At 49.7% G+C, this 15,574-nt stretch carries 15 protein-coding genes and 1 riboswitch; of the genes, 12 read left to right on the top strand and 3 right to left on the bottom strand.

The features are described 5' to 3' along the window. Nucleotides 1-270 precede the first annotated feature (270 nt). Entirely contained in the window at nucleotides 271-471 is a 201-nt protein-coding gene (locus tag C8U37_RS13915) for a cold-shock protein (RefSeq protein WP_086629031.1), read from the top strand. 263 nt (nucleotides 472-734) lie between these two features. Then, complete coding sequence (locus tag C8U37_RS13910) at nucleotides 735-935, top strand: cold-shock protein (RefSeq protein WP_086629034.1); 201 nt, start codon at nucleotides 735-737, stop codon at nucleotides 933-935. Between the two features lie 393 nt (nucleotides 936-1,328). On the opposite strand, the gene C8U37_RS13905 is transcribed toward C8U37_RS13910, so the two are convergent. Beyond that, nucleotides 1,329-1,931, bottom strand: coding sequence for a hypothetical protein (locus C8U37_RS13905; RefSeq protein WP_108033810.1), 603 nt, complete (start codon nucleotides 1,929-1,931; stop codon nucleotides 1,329-1,331). Between the two features lie 27 nt (nucleotides 1,932-1,958). Continuing rightward, on the bottom strand, nucleotides 1,959-2,963 hold the full coding sequence (locus tag C8U37_RS13900) for an ornithine cyclodeaminase family protein (RefSeq protein ID WP_108033809.1): 1,005 nt from the start codon (nucleotides 2,961-2,963) through the stop codon (nucleotides 1,959-1,961). A gap of 204 nt (nucleotides 2,964-3,167) precedes the next feature. Here C8U37_RS13900 and C8U37_RS13895 point away from each other — a divergent pair, with 204 nt between their 5' ends. From C8U37_RS13895 to scfB, 4 genes are all read left to right on the top strand, one after another. Further along, nucleotides 3,168-4,022, top strand: coding sequence for an SMP-30/gluconolactonase/LRE family protein (locus tag C8U37_RS13895; RefSeq protein ID WP_170100319.1), 855 nt, complete (start codon nucleotides 3,168-3,170; stop codon nucleotides 4,020-4,022). Between the two features lie 122 nt (nucleotides 4,023-4,144). Further along, nucleotides 4,145-5,617, top strand: a complete 1,473-nt coding sequence (locus C8U37_RS13890) for an aminotransferase class I/II-fold pyridoxal phosphate-dependent enzyme (RefSeq protein WP_170100318.1) — start codon at nucleotides 4,145-4,147, stop codon at nucleotides 5,615-5,617. A 170-nt stretch (nucleotides 5,618-5,787) separates the two neighbouring features. Further along, complete coding sequence (gene scfA / locus C8U37_RS13885) at nucleotides 5,788-5,943, top strand: six-cysteine ranthipeptide SCIFF (protein WP_084253821.1); 156 nt, start codon at nucleotides 5,788-5,790, stop codon at nucleotides 5,941-5,943. A gap of 41 nt (nucleotides 5,944-5,984) precedes the next feature. Beyond that, nucleotides 5,985-7,415, top strand: coding sequence for a thioether cross-link-forming SCIFF peptide maturase (gene scfB, locus C8U37_RS13880; RefSeq protein ID WP_211306276.1), 1,431 nt, complete (start codon nucleotides 5,985-5,987; stop codon nucleotides 7,413-7,415). A 326-nt stretch (nucleotides 7,416-7,741) separates the two neighbouring features. Here scfB and C8U37_RS13875 read toward each other — a convergent pair whose 3' ends face one another. Continuing rightward, on the bottom strand, nucleotides 7,742-8,908 hold the full coding sequence (locus C8U37_RS13875) for an aminotransferase class I/II-fold pyridoxal phosphate-dependent enzyme (protein ID WP_108033806.1): 1,167 nt from the start codon (nucleotides 8,906-8,908) through the stop codon (nucleotides 7,742-7,744). Between the two features lie 340 nt (nucleotides 8,909-9,248). Beyond that, a riboswitch (Lysine riboswitch) is annotated at nucleotides 9,249-9,394 on the top strand. Between the two features lie 158 nt (nucleotides 9,395-9,552). Here C8U37_RS13875 and dapD point away from each other — a divergent pair. From dapD to C8U37_RS13845, 6 genes are all read left to right on the top strand, one after another. After that, complete coding sequence (gene dapD / locus C8U37_RS13870) at nucleotides 9,553-10,266, top strand: 2,3,4,5-tetrahydropyridine-2,6-dicarboxylate N-acetyltransferase (RefSeq protein WP_108033805.1); 714 nt, start codon at nucleotides 9,553-9,555, stop codon at nucleotides 10,264-10,266. A gap of 31 nt (nucleotides 10,267-10,297) precedes the next feature. Beyond that, nucleotides 10,298-11,440, top strand: coding sequence for a M20 metallopeptidase family protein (locus C8U37_RS13865; protein ID WP_108033812.1), 1,143 nt, complete (start codon nucleotides 10,298-10,300; stop codon nucleotides 11,438-11,440). Nucleotides 11,441-11,725: 285 nt separating this feature from the next. Continuing rightward, nucleotides 11,726-12,238: a hypothetical protein gene (locus C8U37_RS13860; RefSeq protein ID WP_108033804.1), complete on the top strand. Its 513-nt coding sequence runs from the start codon at nucleotides 11,726-11,728 to the stop codon at nucleotides 12,236-12,238. A gap of 34 nt (nucleotides 12,239-12,272) precedes the next feature. Further along, nucleotides 12,273-12,806, top strand: a complete 534-nt coding sequence (locus C8U37_RS13855; protein WP_108033803.1) for a DUF2179 domain-containing protein — start codon at nucleotides 12,273-12,275, stop codon at nucleotides 12,804-12,806. A 36-nt stretch (nucleotides 12,807-12,842) separates the two neighbouring features. After that, entirely contained in the window at nucleotides 12,843-13,790 is a 948-nt protein-coding gene (locus C8U37_RS13850) for an aldo/keto reductase (protein WP_108033802.1), read from the top strand. Nucleotides 13,791-14,426: 636 nt separating this feature from the next. Continuing rightward, the gene (locus C8U37_RS13845; protein WP_108033811.1) at nucleotides 14,427-15,467 is read left to right on the top strand and encodes a branched-chain amino acid aminotransferase; all 1,041 of its coding nucleotides are present in this window, start codon (nucleotides 14,427-14,429) and stop codon (nucleotides 15,465-15,467) included. The last annotated feature ends 107 nt before the right edge of the window (nucleotides 15,468-15,574 follow it).

Raw genomic sequence — 15,574 nt, 5'->3', positions numbered from 1 at the left:
TAGGCTGTTTGCAGGAGTGAATTCCACTCCCATCTTTGCAGAAGTTAATTCCGTATTTTGAATCGGTCAACTGGAATTTAGTTTTTCAAATAACACTTTTAATTTGACGCTTCAAGAAAAGAGGATAGGGCTTGCACAATCAAAAAATCCATGGTACAATGACTTTAACATTTTGTGAAGCGCAGAAAAGAATTGTTTAAAACATTCCGATTCGTAACGTTAGCAACAATGTATCATAAAGTGCAAAACGCACGAGGAGGATTTTCAATTATGGAACAAGGTACAGTTAAATGGTTTAACGCAGAAAAAGGTTTTGGTTTTATCGAACGCGAAAACGGAGACGATGTATTCGTACATTTCTCAGCTATCCAATCTGAAGGTTTCAAATCTTTAGAAGAAGGACAAGCAGTAACTTTCAGCGTCGAAGAAGGTAACCGTGGACCTCAAGCAACAAACGTTACTAAAGCTTAATTCAAATTAAACTTATAGGAATCTGATCTTCGGATCAGGTTCTTTTTTTGACGGAAAATTGCAGAATGGCGCGATGGAAAAATATTTGTATCGGTATTGCGAATTTAATTGCCATTTCGATTTGCATTATTGAATAAAACATGATACAATGAATTTAACATTTTGTTGGGTTAGAGAAACGAATTGCATCACGAAAATTCCGATCCGTAGCGTTAGCAACAATGTATGATATATGTGCAATAGCACGAGGAGGATTTTCAATTATGGAACAAGGTACAGTAAAATGGTTTAACGCAGACAAAGGTTTTGGCTTCATCGAACGCGAAAACGGAGACGATGTATTCGTACATTTCTCAGCTATCCAATCTGAAGGTTTCAAATCTTTAGAAGAAGGACAAGCAGTAACTTTCAGCGTCGAAGAAGGTAACCGTGGACCTCAAGCAACAAACGTAAACAAAGCTTAATTCAAAATTAAACTTATAGGAACCTGGTCTTCGGATCAGGTTCTTTTTTTCGGCATTTTTTGTTGTCCGATCTCCGGTCGGGGCAGCGTTCACCGGAGATCCGAACTCATTCAGCCAGCTGTCCTCCGATGTAGCAACTCCTTTTTTTATTATGTTAAGAAAAATAACCCGCCAACACCCATTTGGCGGGGGAAAATGTCCACGGACAACACAAGATTCCCCGCCAACATCAATTTGGCGGGGAAAAACGCCCACAGACAACACGAAATAACCCGCCAAACCCATTTTGGCGGGTTATTTTGCTTCGAATTTGAACCCAGGATCAATCATCCATACCAATAAATCGCTAAGAGGCCCATTGAATTATGAGACAGCCGCTTGTTTTTTATTCCATCAGTATTTCTTCTTCGGATGGCGGTCGACGACTTCCGGATATTTTGATAGAATCGCTTCGCCTTCCGGAGTTATGCGGTATCCCCTCAGTTCGAACTGTGCGGACAGTTGTTCTTCACTCAGTTCCTGTGTGGCGAGCTCCATCAACTCCGGTTTCTTCATTTTGGAATATCCAGCCACTTCGTAATGTTTCAGGATGGCTTTTAGGCTGGCTGCGTTCAGGTGATCCAATGAAGCGGTCGCCGACAGCTCAACCGCATAGCCTTTTCCGATCAGCTCATGCAACGCTTGAGGGCCATTGATGCCGTAGTTGTATTCGAAATATTTTGGATAACCGCTCTCGTTCGTGAACGTACCGAATTGGATGCGCCACAACAGGATCAGATGACCCGGTAAAATATCTTCCTCAAAACGGATCATGTTGCGTTTGGGGACTAGCTGTTCCGAACCGATCTGCACAGCATTGAGCCAACCTTCCATATCGCGTTTTTCGGAAAGGTAAGGCACTTCCGCGTAATTCTGATAAAGCGCGAAAATATCCTGCACCGATTGATCCTGCAAGTCCAAGTGGCTGTTTTGTTTATCGATATTGTTGGTATTCATCAAAATCCCCCTGTTCGTTCCTAATTGTTATGCTTCAAAATCAAAGGCGTAGCCCATTCCTTTTTCGAGTGCTCTTCGGTAAACTTCCCCGGCAATCGCAACATCCATCGCACCGGTGCCGATCGGAATGCAGAGGGTGATGTCCTGCGAAAGGTCGCCTGCCTCTTTCTTTCCGATCGCCAATTCGCCCAGAGTCGCAAAAATATTTTTTTCGGACAGTTTTCCTTCACCCGTCAGTTTCTTCAAAGCACCGCGATGGAGAGCCTGCTCCACGTGATCAACGATGATCTTGTCCGCCTTCAGGATGAGTTCATCCTCGATTTCCTGGAAAGATCCCAACGGAAAGATGATGGTGCCTTTTTTGATCCATTCCGCTTTGATGAGGGGAGTCTGCGCTGGCGTAACGGTAATGAGGACCTCGGCTTGACTGGCTTCCCAGGGATCCTCGACGATGCGGATGTTGCCTTTGACATGTTCCTGCATTTTTTCGGCAAATGCTTCCGCTGTGCTCCGTCTGTGGTTCCAGACGATCAATTCGGTGATGTCGAACAGATCCGCGATTGCCCGGATATTGGTGCTGGCTTGCATCCCGGCTCCGTAAAGGCCGATCGTGACGCTCGGTTTCTTGAGCAAATACCGCAATGCGTTTGCGGTCTGAGCCCCGGTGCGCATATTGGTGATATAAGCGCCTTCAAGTGCAGCAGTGAAAGTACCGAGATGCGGATTGATCAACAAAATCATTCCGGTGATATAAGGCAGTCCTGCAGTTTTGCGCTCGCCCAAAAATCCTCCGACCCATTTCAAGCCGGCGATATCCTGTGAGCCGATGTAGGCCGGCATTGCGTTCATGAACCCTTCGTACGGCGGGTAACCGCCAGTTTCACCCAGATCCAGCGTCAATTTTGTAGGGTTGATGACAGTGCCGTCACCGAGTCCCTGAAATGTTTGGTGCACGAGATTGTTGAAATCCGCAATATCCAATAATTCCCTGATGGTGCTCTGATTGATCAGAAGCGTATTGCGTTCTTCCATGGCCATTCTCCTTTAGTCGAGATGTGTTCAGACGAATTACTTTCTTCGAACAGTCACCTAAAGTATAGCATTTTTCATAGCAGAACAAAAAAACAGCGGCATTTGAACAACCCAAACTTTCCAAAAAATCGTATCAATTGGAATGCGTTTTTTGTTGTTATATACTTGATGTGGAAATGACACACGAATATGAGGTGGAGAAACATGCAAAAGAAAGCCGAAAAGACTAAGGTGAGAAGACCGGAACTGGTTTTCTATGCGGGTTCGACATTGTTGGAAGGGCCGCACTGGGATGCGGAGAACAACTTGCTTTATTGCGTTTCGATCGAAGACAGTATGATTTATGCTATCAATCCGGAGACCGGTGAGGTGCGGACCTATTTGACCGACGGACCGGTCGGCTGCGCCGTGCTCGATCAGGAGGGGATGATTCTGGAAGCCGAAAGGAGCGGTATTTTCCGGATTGATCCGCGGACGAAGGAAAAGCGACTGGTGGCAAAGGCTCACGAGGATGAACGGATGCGCTACAACGACGGGAAGTTGGATCCAGAAGGTCGGCTGCTTGTTGGGACGATGGGCTATAAAGACACCTATGAAGGAGAAGCTGCCTTGTACGCCATCGAAAAAGACGGGACGGTCCGAACGGTTTTGGATGGCCTCACGTTGGCCAACGGTATGGGATGGTCATCGGATGGAAAGACGCTCTATTTCATCGATACGCCGACCAAAAAAGTGGGCCGTTATGCTTATGATACAAAAACGGGTGAAGCGACCTTTAAGAAATACGTTGTCGAGATTACCGACGGCAGCAATCCGGACGGCATGTGCGTAGGTCAGGACGGCATGATCTGGGTGGCGCAATACGGCGGCGGCAAAGTCTGTAAATGGGACCCAGCGACCGGTAAAAAGCTGGAAGAAATCCTGATGCCGGTGAAGAATGCGACGTCCTGCTGTCTGGGCGGCAAGGATCTGGAGTATCTGTACATCACGACTGCGAAAGACGGCGAGACGGAAGAGGAGCTGGCGGGTGGCTTGTTCCGTGTGAAGCTGGGTAAATAAATACATTGAAAAATGCCTGTTCTCACGATAAAGAGGGAGAACGGGCATTTTTTTACGTTTGGATGCTTTTTTCCTCTGGTATAATGAAGGCAAACATATATCATCCAGAAAAGGACACACTTATGGACAAACATACAACGCAAGCTTCTTTGTTGGACAGACTGAAAGCCCATGCGGCTTCAAACAGCATCCCGATGCACATGCCGGGGCACAAGCGCAACACCGAACTTTTGGGAACGGACTTGCCGTACAATATCGACATCACGGAGATAGACGGCTTCGACAATCTGCACGGCGCGAGCGGCATCCTCAAGGAATATATGCAAGAAATCGCAGACTTCTACGGCACTAAGCGCTCGCATTATCTCGTGAACGGCAGCACCTGCGGCATCCTGGCGGGGATCCGCACCGCAACGAGACGCGGAGGCAAGATTGCGGTCGCACGCAATTGCCACAAATCGGTCTACCATGCGATCGAACTTTTCGGGTTGGAGTCCGTCTATCTGATGCCGGAAATGGATGAAACTTTCGGCATCCACGGTGGCGTTTCGACGGCAAGCATCGCTGATACACTAAAACAGCACCCGGATACGCAGCTGGTCATTTTGACTTCGCCGACATATGAAGGGGTAGTCAGCGACATCGCGGCGATTGCGGGAATCTGTCATGAGCGAAGCATCCCGTTGCTGGTCGATGAGGCGCACGGTTCGCACTTCAACTTCTCGGAACATTTCCCGGCCAGCGCGATCACCCTTGGCGCCGATATCGTCATCCAGAGTTTGCATAAGACCTTGCCTTCGTTGACGATGACGTCATTGGCCCATCTGAATGGCGACCTGATCCGGCCGGAAGAAATGGCCCGGCAACTCGCCATCTTCGAAAGCAGCTCGCCGTCCTATGTGCTGATGGCTTCGATCGACCGTTGTTTCCGTTTGCTGCGGGATGAAGGCGGGCACTTATTCGAAAGTTACAATAATAGATTAAATGAATTTTCGGAAAAAATGAAACAACTCCAGCATCTGAAGGTGCTTTGCCATGGCAAAGACAATCCGGCGATGCACCCAACATTTTTCGCCTTCGACCAAGGCAAAATCCTGATTTCTGCGCAAGGAACCGGCTTGAGCGGACAGAAATTTTCCGAAATGTTGCGGAGCGAATACCATATCGAAATGGAGATGGCTTACGGCGATCATGCGTTGGCTATGACCAGCGTCTGTGATACGGCCGCCGCTATGGATGCTTTGGCAGATGCTCTGTTGGCCATCGACGGCACGCTCGACTCTAAGTCTGGAGGGCACACACTGTACAACGGAACGTTGCTTTTCTCCTTACCCGAAAAGCAATGCGAAATCTGGCAGGCCTTGGAATCGGAAAAAGTAGATTGCCCGATTGAAAACGCGATAGGGCAAACGGCAGCCGAATACGTCTGGGCCTACCCGCCAGGTATACCGTTGCTGGTGCCTGGGGAACGGATCAGTAATGGGTTTATCCGCCAAATCCATGCGCTTTTGGAAAAGGGGACAAAGGTCTACAGCGATGCCGATGGGCTTCCAAAAAATATCCGAATTATACATCACGGAAGCCTTGCTCATTAACTTACATTTTGATAGTTATTGGATGAATCACGATTTTTATAAAAACGGTCACTATGCTGATAGGTCGGTAGATTGACGGACTAACAATTTGTTGGTAAAATAATTCACAAAGGGAGCATTTTTCTGTCAAGCAATATGCTTCCTTAACCTATTTCAGAGGAGATGTCGTTATGAAAAGAATCGTAACATTAAGCACCCGCAACCTGAAGGATACTGCCAAACATGGCGGCTGCGGAGCATGCCAAACATCTTGCCAATCCGCATGCAAAACTTCTTGCGGAATCGCTAACCAAAGCTGTGTGAACCCTAGACAAGCAGCTAAGTAAAAAAGAGTCCGCCCGACTGATTCCAGTTGGGCGGCAATTTTATGGAAAAAAAGGAGTATGAAACCGAAATGATTCATCAATATAAACTGAACGGATACAATATCGTAATGGATACCTACAGCGGTGCCGTGCATGTCGTGGACGACCTTGCTTTCGACATCATCGCGCTGTACGAAGCAACGCCTGCCGAAGCGATCGTTACGATGATGCTGGAACAATATGCGAACGACCCGGAAATCAACGAAACGGAAATCCGTGATACGCTGTCGGATGTCGAAGAATTGAAAGCCAATGGGGAATTGTTCACGGAAGACTTGTACCAAGACCTTTCCATCGATTTGAAGAACCGCCAAACATTCGTTAAAGCTTTATGCCTGAACGTGGCGCATACTTGCAACCTGACTTGCGATTACTGTTTCGCCAGCCAAGGCAAGTACAATGGCGACCGAGCGATTATGAAATTTGAAGTCGGGAAGCAAGCGATCGATTTCCTGCTTGAAAATTCCGGTTTCCACCGCAATCTGGACGTCGACTTCTTCGGCGGCGAGCCGTTGATGGCTTGGCGCGTCGTGAAGCAGATCGTCGAGTACGCACGCAGCAAGGAAGAGGAGTCCAACAAGACTTTCCGTTTCACTTTCACAACAAACGGAATGCTTTTGAACGATGAAATCAATGAATTCCTGAACAAAGAGATGTACAATGTCGTTTTGAGTTTGGACGGACGTAAGGAAATCCATGACCGTCTGCGCCGTACAGTCAACGGAAAAGGCAGTTATGACTACATTTTACCGAAATTCCAGAAATTTGTGGAAGGGCGCGGCGACAAGGAATACTACGTTCGCGGCACCTACACAGGCAATAATGTCGATTTCACAAACGATATTTTTCACGTCGCTAATCTCGGATTCGACAAACTGTCGATGGAACCGGTCATCTGCGATCCTTCCGAACCTTACGCTTTGACGGAGAAACATCTTCCGGATCTGTACAGACAGTATGAAATCTTGGCTGAGGAAATGCTGAAGCGCGGCGAAGAGGGCAACGACTTCACTTTCTACCATTACATGCTGGATCTTTCCGAAGGCCCGTGCATCCAGAAACGCATCTCCGGCTGCGGATCAGGAACGGAATACATGGCGGTCACTCCTTGGGGCGAAATATTCCCTTGCCACCAATTCGTGGGTGATGAAGAGTTCAGCTTGGGTAACATCTGGGATGGCGTGACCAAACCGGAACTGCAAGGCCAATTCAAGGAAGTCAACTGCTATTCCAAACCGGAATGCCAAGATTGCTGGGCGAAATTGTATTGCAGCGGCGGCTGCCCTGCCAACTCCCTGCATGCGACCGGTTCATTGAAAGGCAATTATGAATTCAGCTGCGACCTGTTCCGCAAACGTGTGGAATGCTCGATGATGGTGAAGGTCGCTGAATCGATCCGCGAGATGGAAGCCGAAGCGATGGTTGCTGAGTAAGCCAGATAAAAATGAGATAAAATAAGCGAAGTGCGCGCCGGATTGCTGTCGGTGCGTGCTTCTTTTTGCGTTGTGGTGGGCGGAGTGGCTGTTCCTCCGGTGAAGGGGGCGTTGGCCGGAGGAACCATCAAGAATCTCGACCTCATCTCCGACGAGTCCGCCCTCCCCGGAGGAAACAACCAGAAGTTGGCCACAACTCCGAGGAAGCTGCCGGCCATCGGAGCTGATACCAAAATGCGGGCCGGAACTCCGGCCAACAACCAACAACCAAAAGCCAACAGAAAAACCGCACAATCGCCTGATTGTGCGGTTAAACAGTCATTCACTTATTTCGCATTCAATTCTTCCAGAAACGCAACGATCCGTCGGCATCCTTCGATGACGTTCTCGTCGCTGGCGGCGTAGCTCATGCGGAAATAGCCCACTCCGGATTCGCCGAAAGCCGATCCGGGGATGACTCCGACACCGGCTTTGCGTGCCAAGTCGATGCAGAAATTCCAATCGTCGTTACCATACTGCTCCGGAATGCGCGGGAACAGGTAGAAGGCGCCGTCCGGATTGTTCATCTTCAGCCCGGCAGCAGTCAATCCTTCCAACAGGATGTCCCGGCGTTTGAGGTAGGCAGCTTTCATCGTGGCAGTCGCTTCATCACCGTCGCGGAAAGCAACACCAGCCGCCGTCTGGGCAGGCGTGGAGCCGCAAGTGACCAGACTTTGGTGGTATTTCAGGATTTCGCGGATCAAGTCCGCTTGGGCAGCGACAAAGCCGACGCGCCAACCGGTCATCGCATAGCTTTTCGAAGTGCCGTTGATGACGATCGACTGCTCAGGGATGTATTTGGCGATGGACGTATGGCTGCCATCGTAGGTCAGTTCGCTGTAGATTTCATCGCTGAGGACAAACACGTCATACTTCTTGATTACCGCGGCCAAGGCTTCGACTTCCGCCTGCGTATAAGTGGCGCCGGTCGGGTTGTTCGGATAGGTAAGCACGACCATCTTCGTTTCCGGATTCGCATCCAAAGCTGCCGTCAGGTCCTCCGGTGTGATCAGGAAACCCGTCTCGGATGTGTCGATTTTGACGCTCTGGCCACCCGCCAAATGCGTAACGTATTCATACTGCGGGAAAGCCGGCGATTGGATGATCACCTTGTCGCCCGGGTTCATCAGCGCGAACATCGACGCGGTGATCGCTTCCGTCGCGCCGACCGTCACGATGATGTCGGTCTCCGCGTTGTAATGCAACCCGTATTTCCGCTCCATGAACTTTGAGATTTCCTTGCGTGTCTCGAGCACGCCGGCGGAAGGGGCATAATGCGTTTGGTTCTGGTTCAAAGCCTCTGCGGCCGCCGCTTTGATGAAATCAGGCGTATCGAAATCAGGCTCACCCATCGTGAAACGAATCAGATCCTTCACATCACTGATGGCGGCGTCGAAGTTGCGGATGGGCGATCCTTTCAGTTGCTTCACAAAACGGTTTGTTTCTCTGCTCATAATAGTCTCCTCCGGATGAAATATCCTTAATCAATGTATAGTCGAACGTGCGCCAACCGATTGCTGACGACTAATCTCATGAAAATAACATAACACGATTGCAGGCGTATTTCTATGCCAAGTTGCCTGCTCTTGGGTGAAAATTAGAAATCCGCGAGTTTGATGAGCGTTTTCACATGCGAATGGCCGATCCTTCCCGGCGCTTTCCGATCCGGAGGCCAGCCTGCAGCAAGCCATTCAACCCCGAAACACTTAAAAACCAAGCGAAATCCAGCTTCTGCCATTGAGCGGTTGACAGGTTTGCCGGATAAGTGTACGATTAGAAAAATAAATGAATCTCCAAGCAAAAAGAGGTCGCGGCTGGTCAAGAGTACCGCAAGGGAAAGGGACGGTCGCCGAAGCATGCGAATGCTGGACCCAGGTTGAACAAATGTGGGGCTGTTCCATTGTCGTTGCCCGATGACAGTGGATTGCGCTTTAGCTTGGTTGGGCGAATGCAGGTCTCCGTAGCCGTAAGCACTCGCTTACCGCTATTTTTTTTGCATTTCAGCAACAAACGGCTGCCCGCCGCATAGGGCAAACACAGGCTGGCATGCTATAATGGGCATGTTGGAACAGAAAAAATGATCGGGAGGAAACATCAAATGAGCGAACTATTATTGACAGATGCTTACGAAATCGCGGCTTACATCAAAGCTGCCGAAAAGCAAACACCTATAAAACTATACATCAAAGGGGATTTCGAGAATCCTGCCTACGAAGGCTTGAAGTTCTTCGGAAGTGGAGACAGCTACACAGTCTTCGGCGACGCTGCAGCGATCTATCCTTTCTTGGAAGAAAACAAAGCTAAGATCAAAGATCATGTCATGGAATACGACAGACGCAATTCCGCGATTCCATTGTTGGACACTACCAAAATCGAAGCACGCATCGAGCCAGGTTCATTCATCCGTGATCACGTGACGATCGGCAAGAGTGCCGTCATCATGATGGGTGCGGTCATCAACATAGGCGCAATCATCGGCGAAGGTACAATGATCGACATGGGCGCGGTAGTCGGCGCACGCGGTATGATCGGCAAAAACTGCCACATCGGAGCAGGCGCAGTGGTTGCCGGCGTTCTTGAGCCACCTTCGAAATCACCAGTCATCATCGAAGACGGTGTTTTGGTCGGCGCGAACGCTGTCATCATCGAAGGCGTGCACATCGGCGAAGGCGCTGTTGTCGCAGCTGGCGCAATCGTATTGGAAGACGTACCGGCTAACGCGGTTGTTGCGGGATCCCCTGCTAAAATCGTGAAGATGAAGGACGCTCAGACAAGCGAAAAAACCCAATTATTGGCTGACTTAAGAGACTAATAAATACATGTAGAGGGACCAGGTGAACAGCATGCAGATTGTAGAATTATACGATACAGTGAAGACGATCCGAAGGGAGCTCCACCAGATTCCGGAGATCGGCTTCGATCTGCCGTTGACTTCGGAATACGTCCGCCAAAAGCTGGTGTCGTTCGGGTATGAACCGATCAGTACAGCCGAAACGGGTTGGGTAGCCGTCCTGGAGGGCAAGTCCCCGGAAGCGGTCGCTTTCCGTGCGGATATGGACGCCCTTGAGGTAACCGAGCAAACAGGAGCGGATTTCGCTTCCCTTCACCCGGGCAAAATGCATGCGTGCGGACACGATGGGCACATGGCCTTATTGTTAGGTTTCGCGAAATACCTGAAGTCCCTGCCGATTCTGGAGAAATCCGTCGTTTTGGTTTTCCAACCGGCCGAAGAAGGACCGGGCGGCGCGAAATGGATCATGGATTCCGGCATCCTGCAGGAACTGCAGGTCGAAAAGATCTATGGCTACCACCTGTATCCGAGTCTGCCTGAAGGCATTCTGGGTTTGGCAAAGGGACCTTTGATGGCGCGCAACGGCGAATTCGACATCACGCTTGAGGGCGTCAGCTCGCATGCCGGGCAGCCGCACTTCGGCAAGGATGCCTTGATCGCCGCCGCGCAGATCCTTCTCTCGGTCCAGAACATTCTGGCCCGCGATCTCGATCCGTTGCAGCCGGCTGTCGTGAACATCGGTACGTTGCATGCCGGGGAAGCCCGGAATATCGTGGCCGGAAAAGCCGAGATGACCGGGACGATCCGGAGCTACGATAAGGCGGTCTATTCATCCATCAAGGAACGCCTTGCCGACATCTGTGCAGGCATCGAGCGCATGAGCGGTGTCCTCTGCAGGTTGGATATCCGCGATTTCTATCCGGAAGTCACCAACGATGCGGAAATGATTAGCACGTTGATGGACGCGCTGCCGGCCGATGCCTACGAAGTAGTCAAACCATTGATGCTGGCCGAGGACTTCGCTTTCTACCAAGAAAGCATCCGCGGTGCCTTCATCCTACTGGGGACCGGCCGTCCCGACATGGGCTGGACGCACCCGCTCCACAGCAGCCGCTTCAACTTCGACGAGAAGGTTCTGCTGAAAGGGATCGAATGCTACGACCTGATCCTGAAAAAGGAAGGGCTGAAGGGCTAGAAAGTTGCTTCAAGTCGACAAACGCATACCATGAATAAACGTGAAGGCACTCCTGGCGGGGTGCCTTTTTGTTTTGGGGGCGAATAACGATTCCGTTCTCCGGTGAGGGTTGTTTGGCCGGAGTTCCGGCCCGCAATCAGGATCTGTCCACCCAGATAAGCTGCCGCAATATTGCACTCCATCCAATAAAATTGTAAAGGTTCAATTAAGATGATGGATGGGAAAAGCATTTTTCCGGCAAAAAAGGTACAATAGAATCACATATTGGATGAAAGAGGGGAAATTATGCATAAGAAAAGATTATCCGCATTTCTTTTAGGGTCCACAGCATGGCTGCTTGTCGCGTGCCAAAGCCCGGCAACAGAAACGACAGCTACCGAGGCTACAAGCACGTCGCAAGTTCAATCGGATTCACAGGTGACCAGCGAAGCAAGCAATCAAGCGGCTTCAAGAGCCAGCAGTCTGGAAGCGGCTGAGAGCGTGCAGGCACAAACGCCGTCCGCAAGCAGCACCACGACGGATTCCGCAACAACCGATACTGTCCAGACCGCCGATGAGGCGACGTTGATCACCGAGGCGAAACAAACAATCACGCAATTGACAGGCTATGTCGAAAGCAATGTGTATTTGTTCATCGTGGAATCGGTCGAGGGCAATGAAGTCACCATCAACGTCCGCGAAAACGGCACCGATACAGCCAGCTCCGTCGGTTTTTACCGTTACAACGGAACGACCGGGGAATTGTTGGAAATGGATATCGTAACCGGAGAATACGTCCGCCATCCTGCACAATACTAAAAGGATAGGCGTTAGAAAACAGTGAGGAGTGATGATGATTTTCGATTTTACATTATTGGCGAAAATATTTGCGATCAATTTGAGTTATGTGACGCTGAACACGATCCGCTTTATGCTGACGATGAAAGGCTACCGCGTTTTGGCGCCCCTATTGAGCATGGTGGAGATCGTCATCTATGTATTGGGTCTGTCGCTGGTCATGAACAGTCTGGACAATCCGCTTAATCTGGCGGCTTATGCGCTTGGTTATGGCGCCGGCATCGGTGTCGGCATCAAAATTGAGGATTGGCTCGCGCTCGGCTACACGATGATCACCGTAATGACCCAAGATGCGGGCAGCACGATGCCTAATCAGCTGCGCGATCTCGGCTATGGCGTTTCTAGCTACAGAGCCAACGGTAGGGACGGCGAGCGCCTTGTGCTCGAAATCCTGCTGACACGAAAAGCCGAACGCCATCTTCAGAACAAAGTATTGGAAATCGATCCGAAAGCTTTCATGGTTTCATACGATCCGAAATATATCCACGGCGGCTTCTGGTCCAAACGGGTCCATCTTGGCAAAAAATAAATGAATGAAGTACAGGGTAAGGAAAGGGGAAACGAAATGACAGAACTTGTGAAATTGGGAAGAACCGACCTACTGATCCATCCAATCGGGCTGGGGGCGAACAAAATTGCCGCAGCCGATCCGGAAACGAACACCGAATACGGCGGTGAGGTACTGCTGAGCGCGATCAACAAAGGACTTAACTTCATTGACACAGCATTTATGTATGGAATGGGTACTTCCGAAACCATCATCGGCAAAACGCTGAAGGAACATAACCTGCGCAATAAAGTGGTCATCGCCACAAAAGGCGCGCACCAGGTGACGGAAACGGGCATCGTCCTGAACAATAATCCGGCTTTCCTGACGGAGCAGGTCGAAAACAGCCTGAGACGACTGCATACCGATCATATCGACCTTTATTACATCCATTTTCCGGATGAAGCGACACCGAAGGCCGAAGCTGTCGGCGCGCTGCATCGCCTGAAGGAACAAGGGAAGATCCGTGCCATCGGCGTTTCCAATTTCAATCTGGAGCAGCTGAAGGAAGGCAACGCCAACGGCTACATCGATGTTGTCCAGGATGAATACAATCTCCTGAACCAGTCGGCCGAAGAGAAGCTGTTCCCTTATTGCCGTGAACAGGGCATCTCCTTCATCCCGTACTTCCCGTTCGCGTCAGGGTTGTTGGCCGGCAAGTACGCGGAAACTTCAGTCCTGTCTGAGAAACAACAACAGCGTCCGCAGTTCCAGGGCGACACCTATCTGGATATCCTGAAGCGCGTGGACCTGATCCGGCCGCTCGCCGTGAAGCACCATACCGGTCTGCAGAATGTCGTCCTGGCCTATTATCTGTCCAAGGACATCGTCGATGCCGTTATTCCCGGTGCACGCAACCGGCAGCAAGTGCTGGAGAACCTCGAGGCCGCAGAAGTCCGTTTGGATGCAGAGGACATTGCTTTGATCCAGCAAGCTTTCCCGGCATCGTACCGGTTGCCGAAATGATTATCTGTTTGTCTTAAAGTCTCTTTATTACAAAATGATGAAAAAAGCATTTGACATTCATTAGATACAGGCATAGAATTACATCATAATCTAACAAACAGAAGGGGGAGAATGAGAATGGATGCGACTTGCGGAATGTGCACATTACAAAACAAAAAGAAAGCGTCGTTCTCATTCGATGCCCTAGTCATTCTAAAAGTGATTTAGCCCGGATTCTTACTTACTACAAGTAGAGTCCTCTTTCCGTTTCATGGGGCTCTCATTAAAGAATGAGCCTAATCACATAGGCTCGTTCTTTTTTTATAGAGTTGAAAAGTATAAAAAATTTTGAATCTAACAGTGCATCACCTTTGGTGTTTCACAGGTTTGCAAAATGTTTCATGCAATCAAAATAGTTGGCTAGCTTCACGGGTAAGCCCTTCGGAAATTTTTTAGGAAAGAGCCCCTTGTCTCTACGAGCCAAGGATACTGTTCGACTAACCTGCTGACGCAGGAAGTCTCTCAGCATATTGCGCTCTACGATGCTCAGTCGGCACGATTTCCTAAATTTCTTTCAGGGCTGAACGAACCCGTTCAGCTTTTCTCACCGTTAAATCTGATAAATAATATAGATATGGAGTGGTTTGGATGACAGAAATGACACAGACAGCAGAACAGAAAGCATTGAACATCGATTGGGAAAATCTAGGGTTCACTTATATCAAGACTGATTACCGCTTCATTTCTTATTGGAAAGACGGAAAATGGGACGACGGCGAAATGACGACCGACAACAAAGTCCACATCAGCGAAGGCTCTCCGGTACTGCACTACGGCCAATCCTGCTTCGAGGGGATGAAGGCGTATCGCACAAAAGACGGCAGCATCAACCTGTTCCGTCCGGACGAAAATGCCAAGCGGATGATCAACAGCTGCCAACGCCTGTTGATGCCTGAGTTCCCGGTGGAAAAATTTGTCGAAGCGGCTAAAGCGGTCGTCAAAGCCAATGAAAAATGGGTGCCGCCATACAATACTGGCAGTACGCTCTATCTGCGCCCTTACTTGATGGGTGTCGGCGACAACATCGGCGTCAGCCCTGCGACCGAATATATCTTCTCCATCTTCGCGATGCCGGTAGGCCCTTACTTCAAAGGCGGCTTGACGCCGACTAACTTCATCGTGTCCGACTACGATCGTGCTGCTCCGCACGGTACGGGTGCAGCGAAGGTTGGCGGAAACTACGCAAGCAGCTTGCTTCCTGGTAAAGAAGCGCATGATCGCAACTTCAGCGACTGCATCTATCTTGATCCGGCAACGCATACGAAGATCGAAGAAGTAGGCTCCGCAAACTTCTTCGGCATCACGAAGGACAACCGTTTCGTGACTCCAAAATCACCATCAATCTTGCCGAGCATCACCAAATATTCCTTGTTGTATTTGGCTGAGCACCACTTGGGCATGGAAGTCGAAGAAGGCGATGTCTTCATCGACAAGCTGGATGGGTTCAGCGAAGCCGGCGCTTGCGGTACAGCCGCAGTCATCTCTCCGATCGGCGGCATCCAATACGGCGACAATTTCCACGTCTTCAATTCGGAAACAGAAGTCGGACCTGTGACGCGCAAATTGTATGAAGAACTGACCGGCATCCAATTCGGCGACTTAGAAGCGCCTGAAGGCTGGATCGTGAAAGTAGACTAAGCTATTTGTTTGGGCTCTCTGTCAAATGGTGTTGATGAGACATTTTATCTGTTGAAATAAGGGAGCCACATTCACAAACTCCAGAAGAGAATTTTTCTCTTTTGGGG

Origin of the sequence: Trichococcus patagoniensis (assembly GCF_003051085.1) — a bacterium.
In the GTDB taxonomy this organism is placed as follows: Bacteria; Bacillota; Bacilli; order Lactobacillales; family Aerococcaceae; genus Trichococcus; species Trichococcus patagoniensis.
The sequence above is the reverse complement of the archived record's forward strand: the minus strand, read 5'-3'. Positions and strand labels throughout refer to the sequence as shown.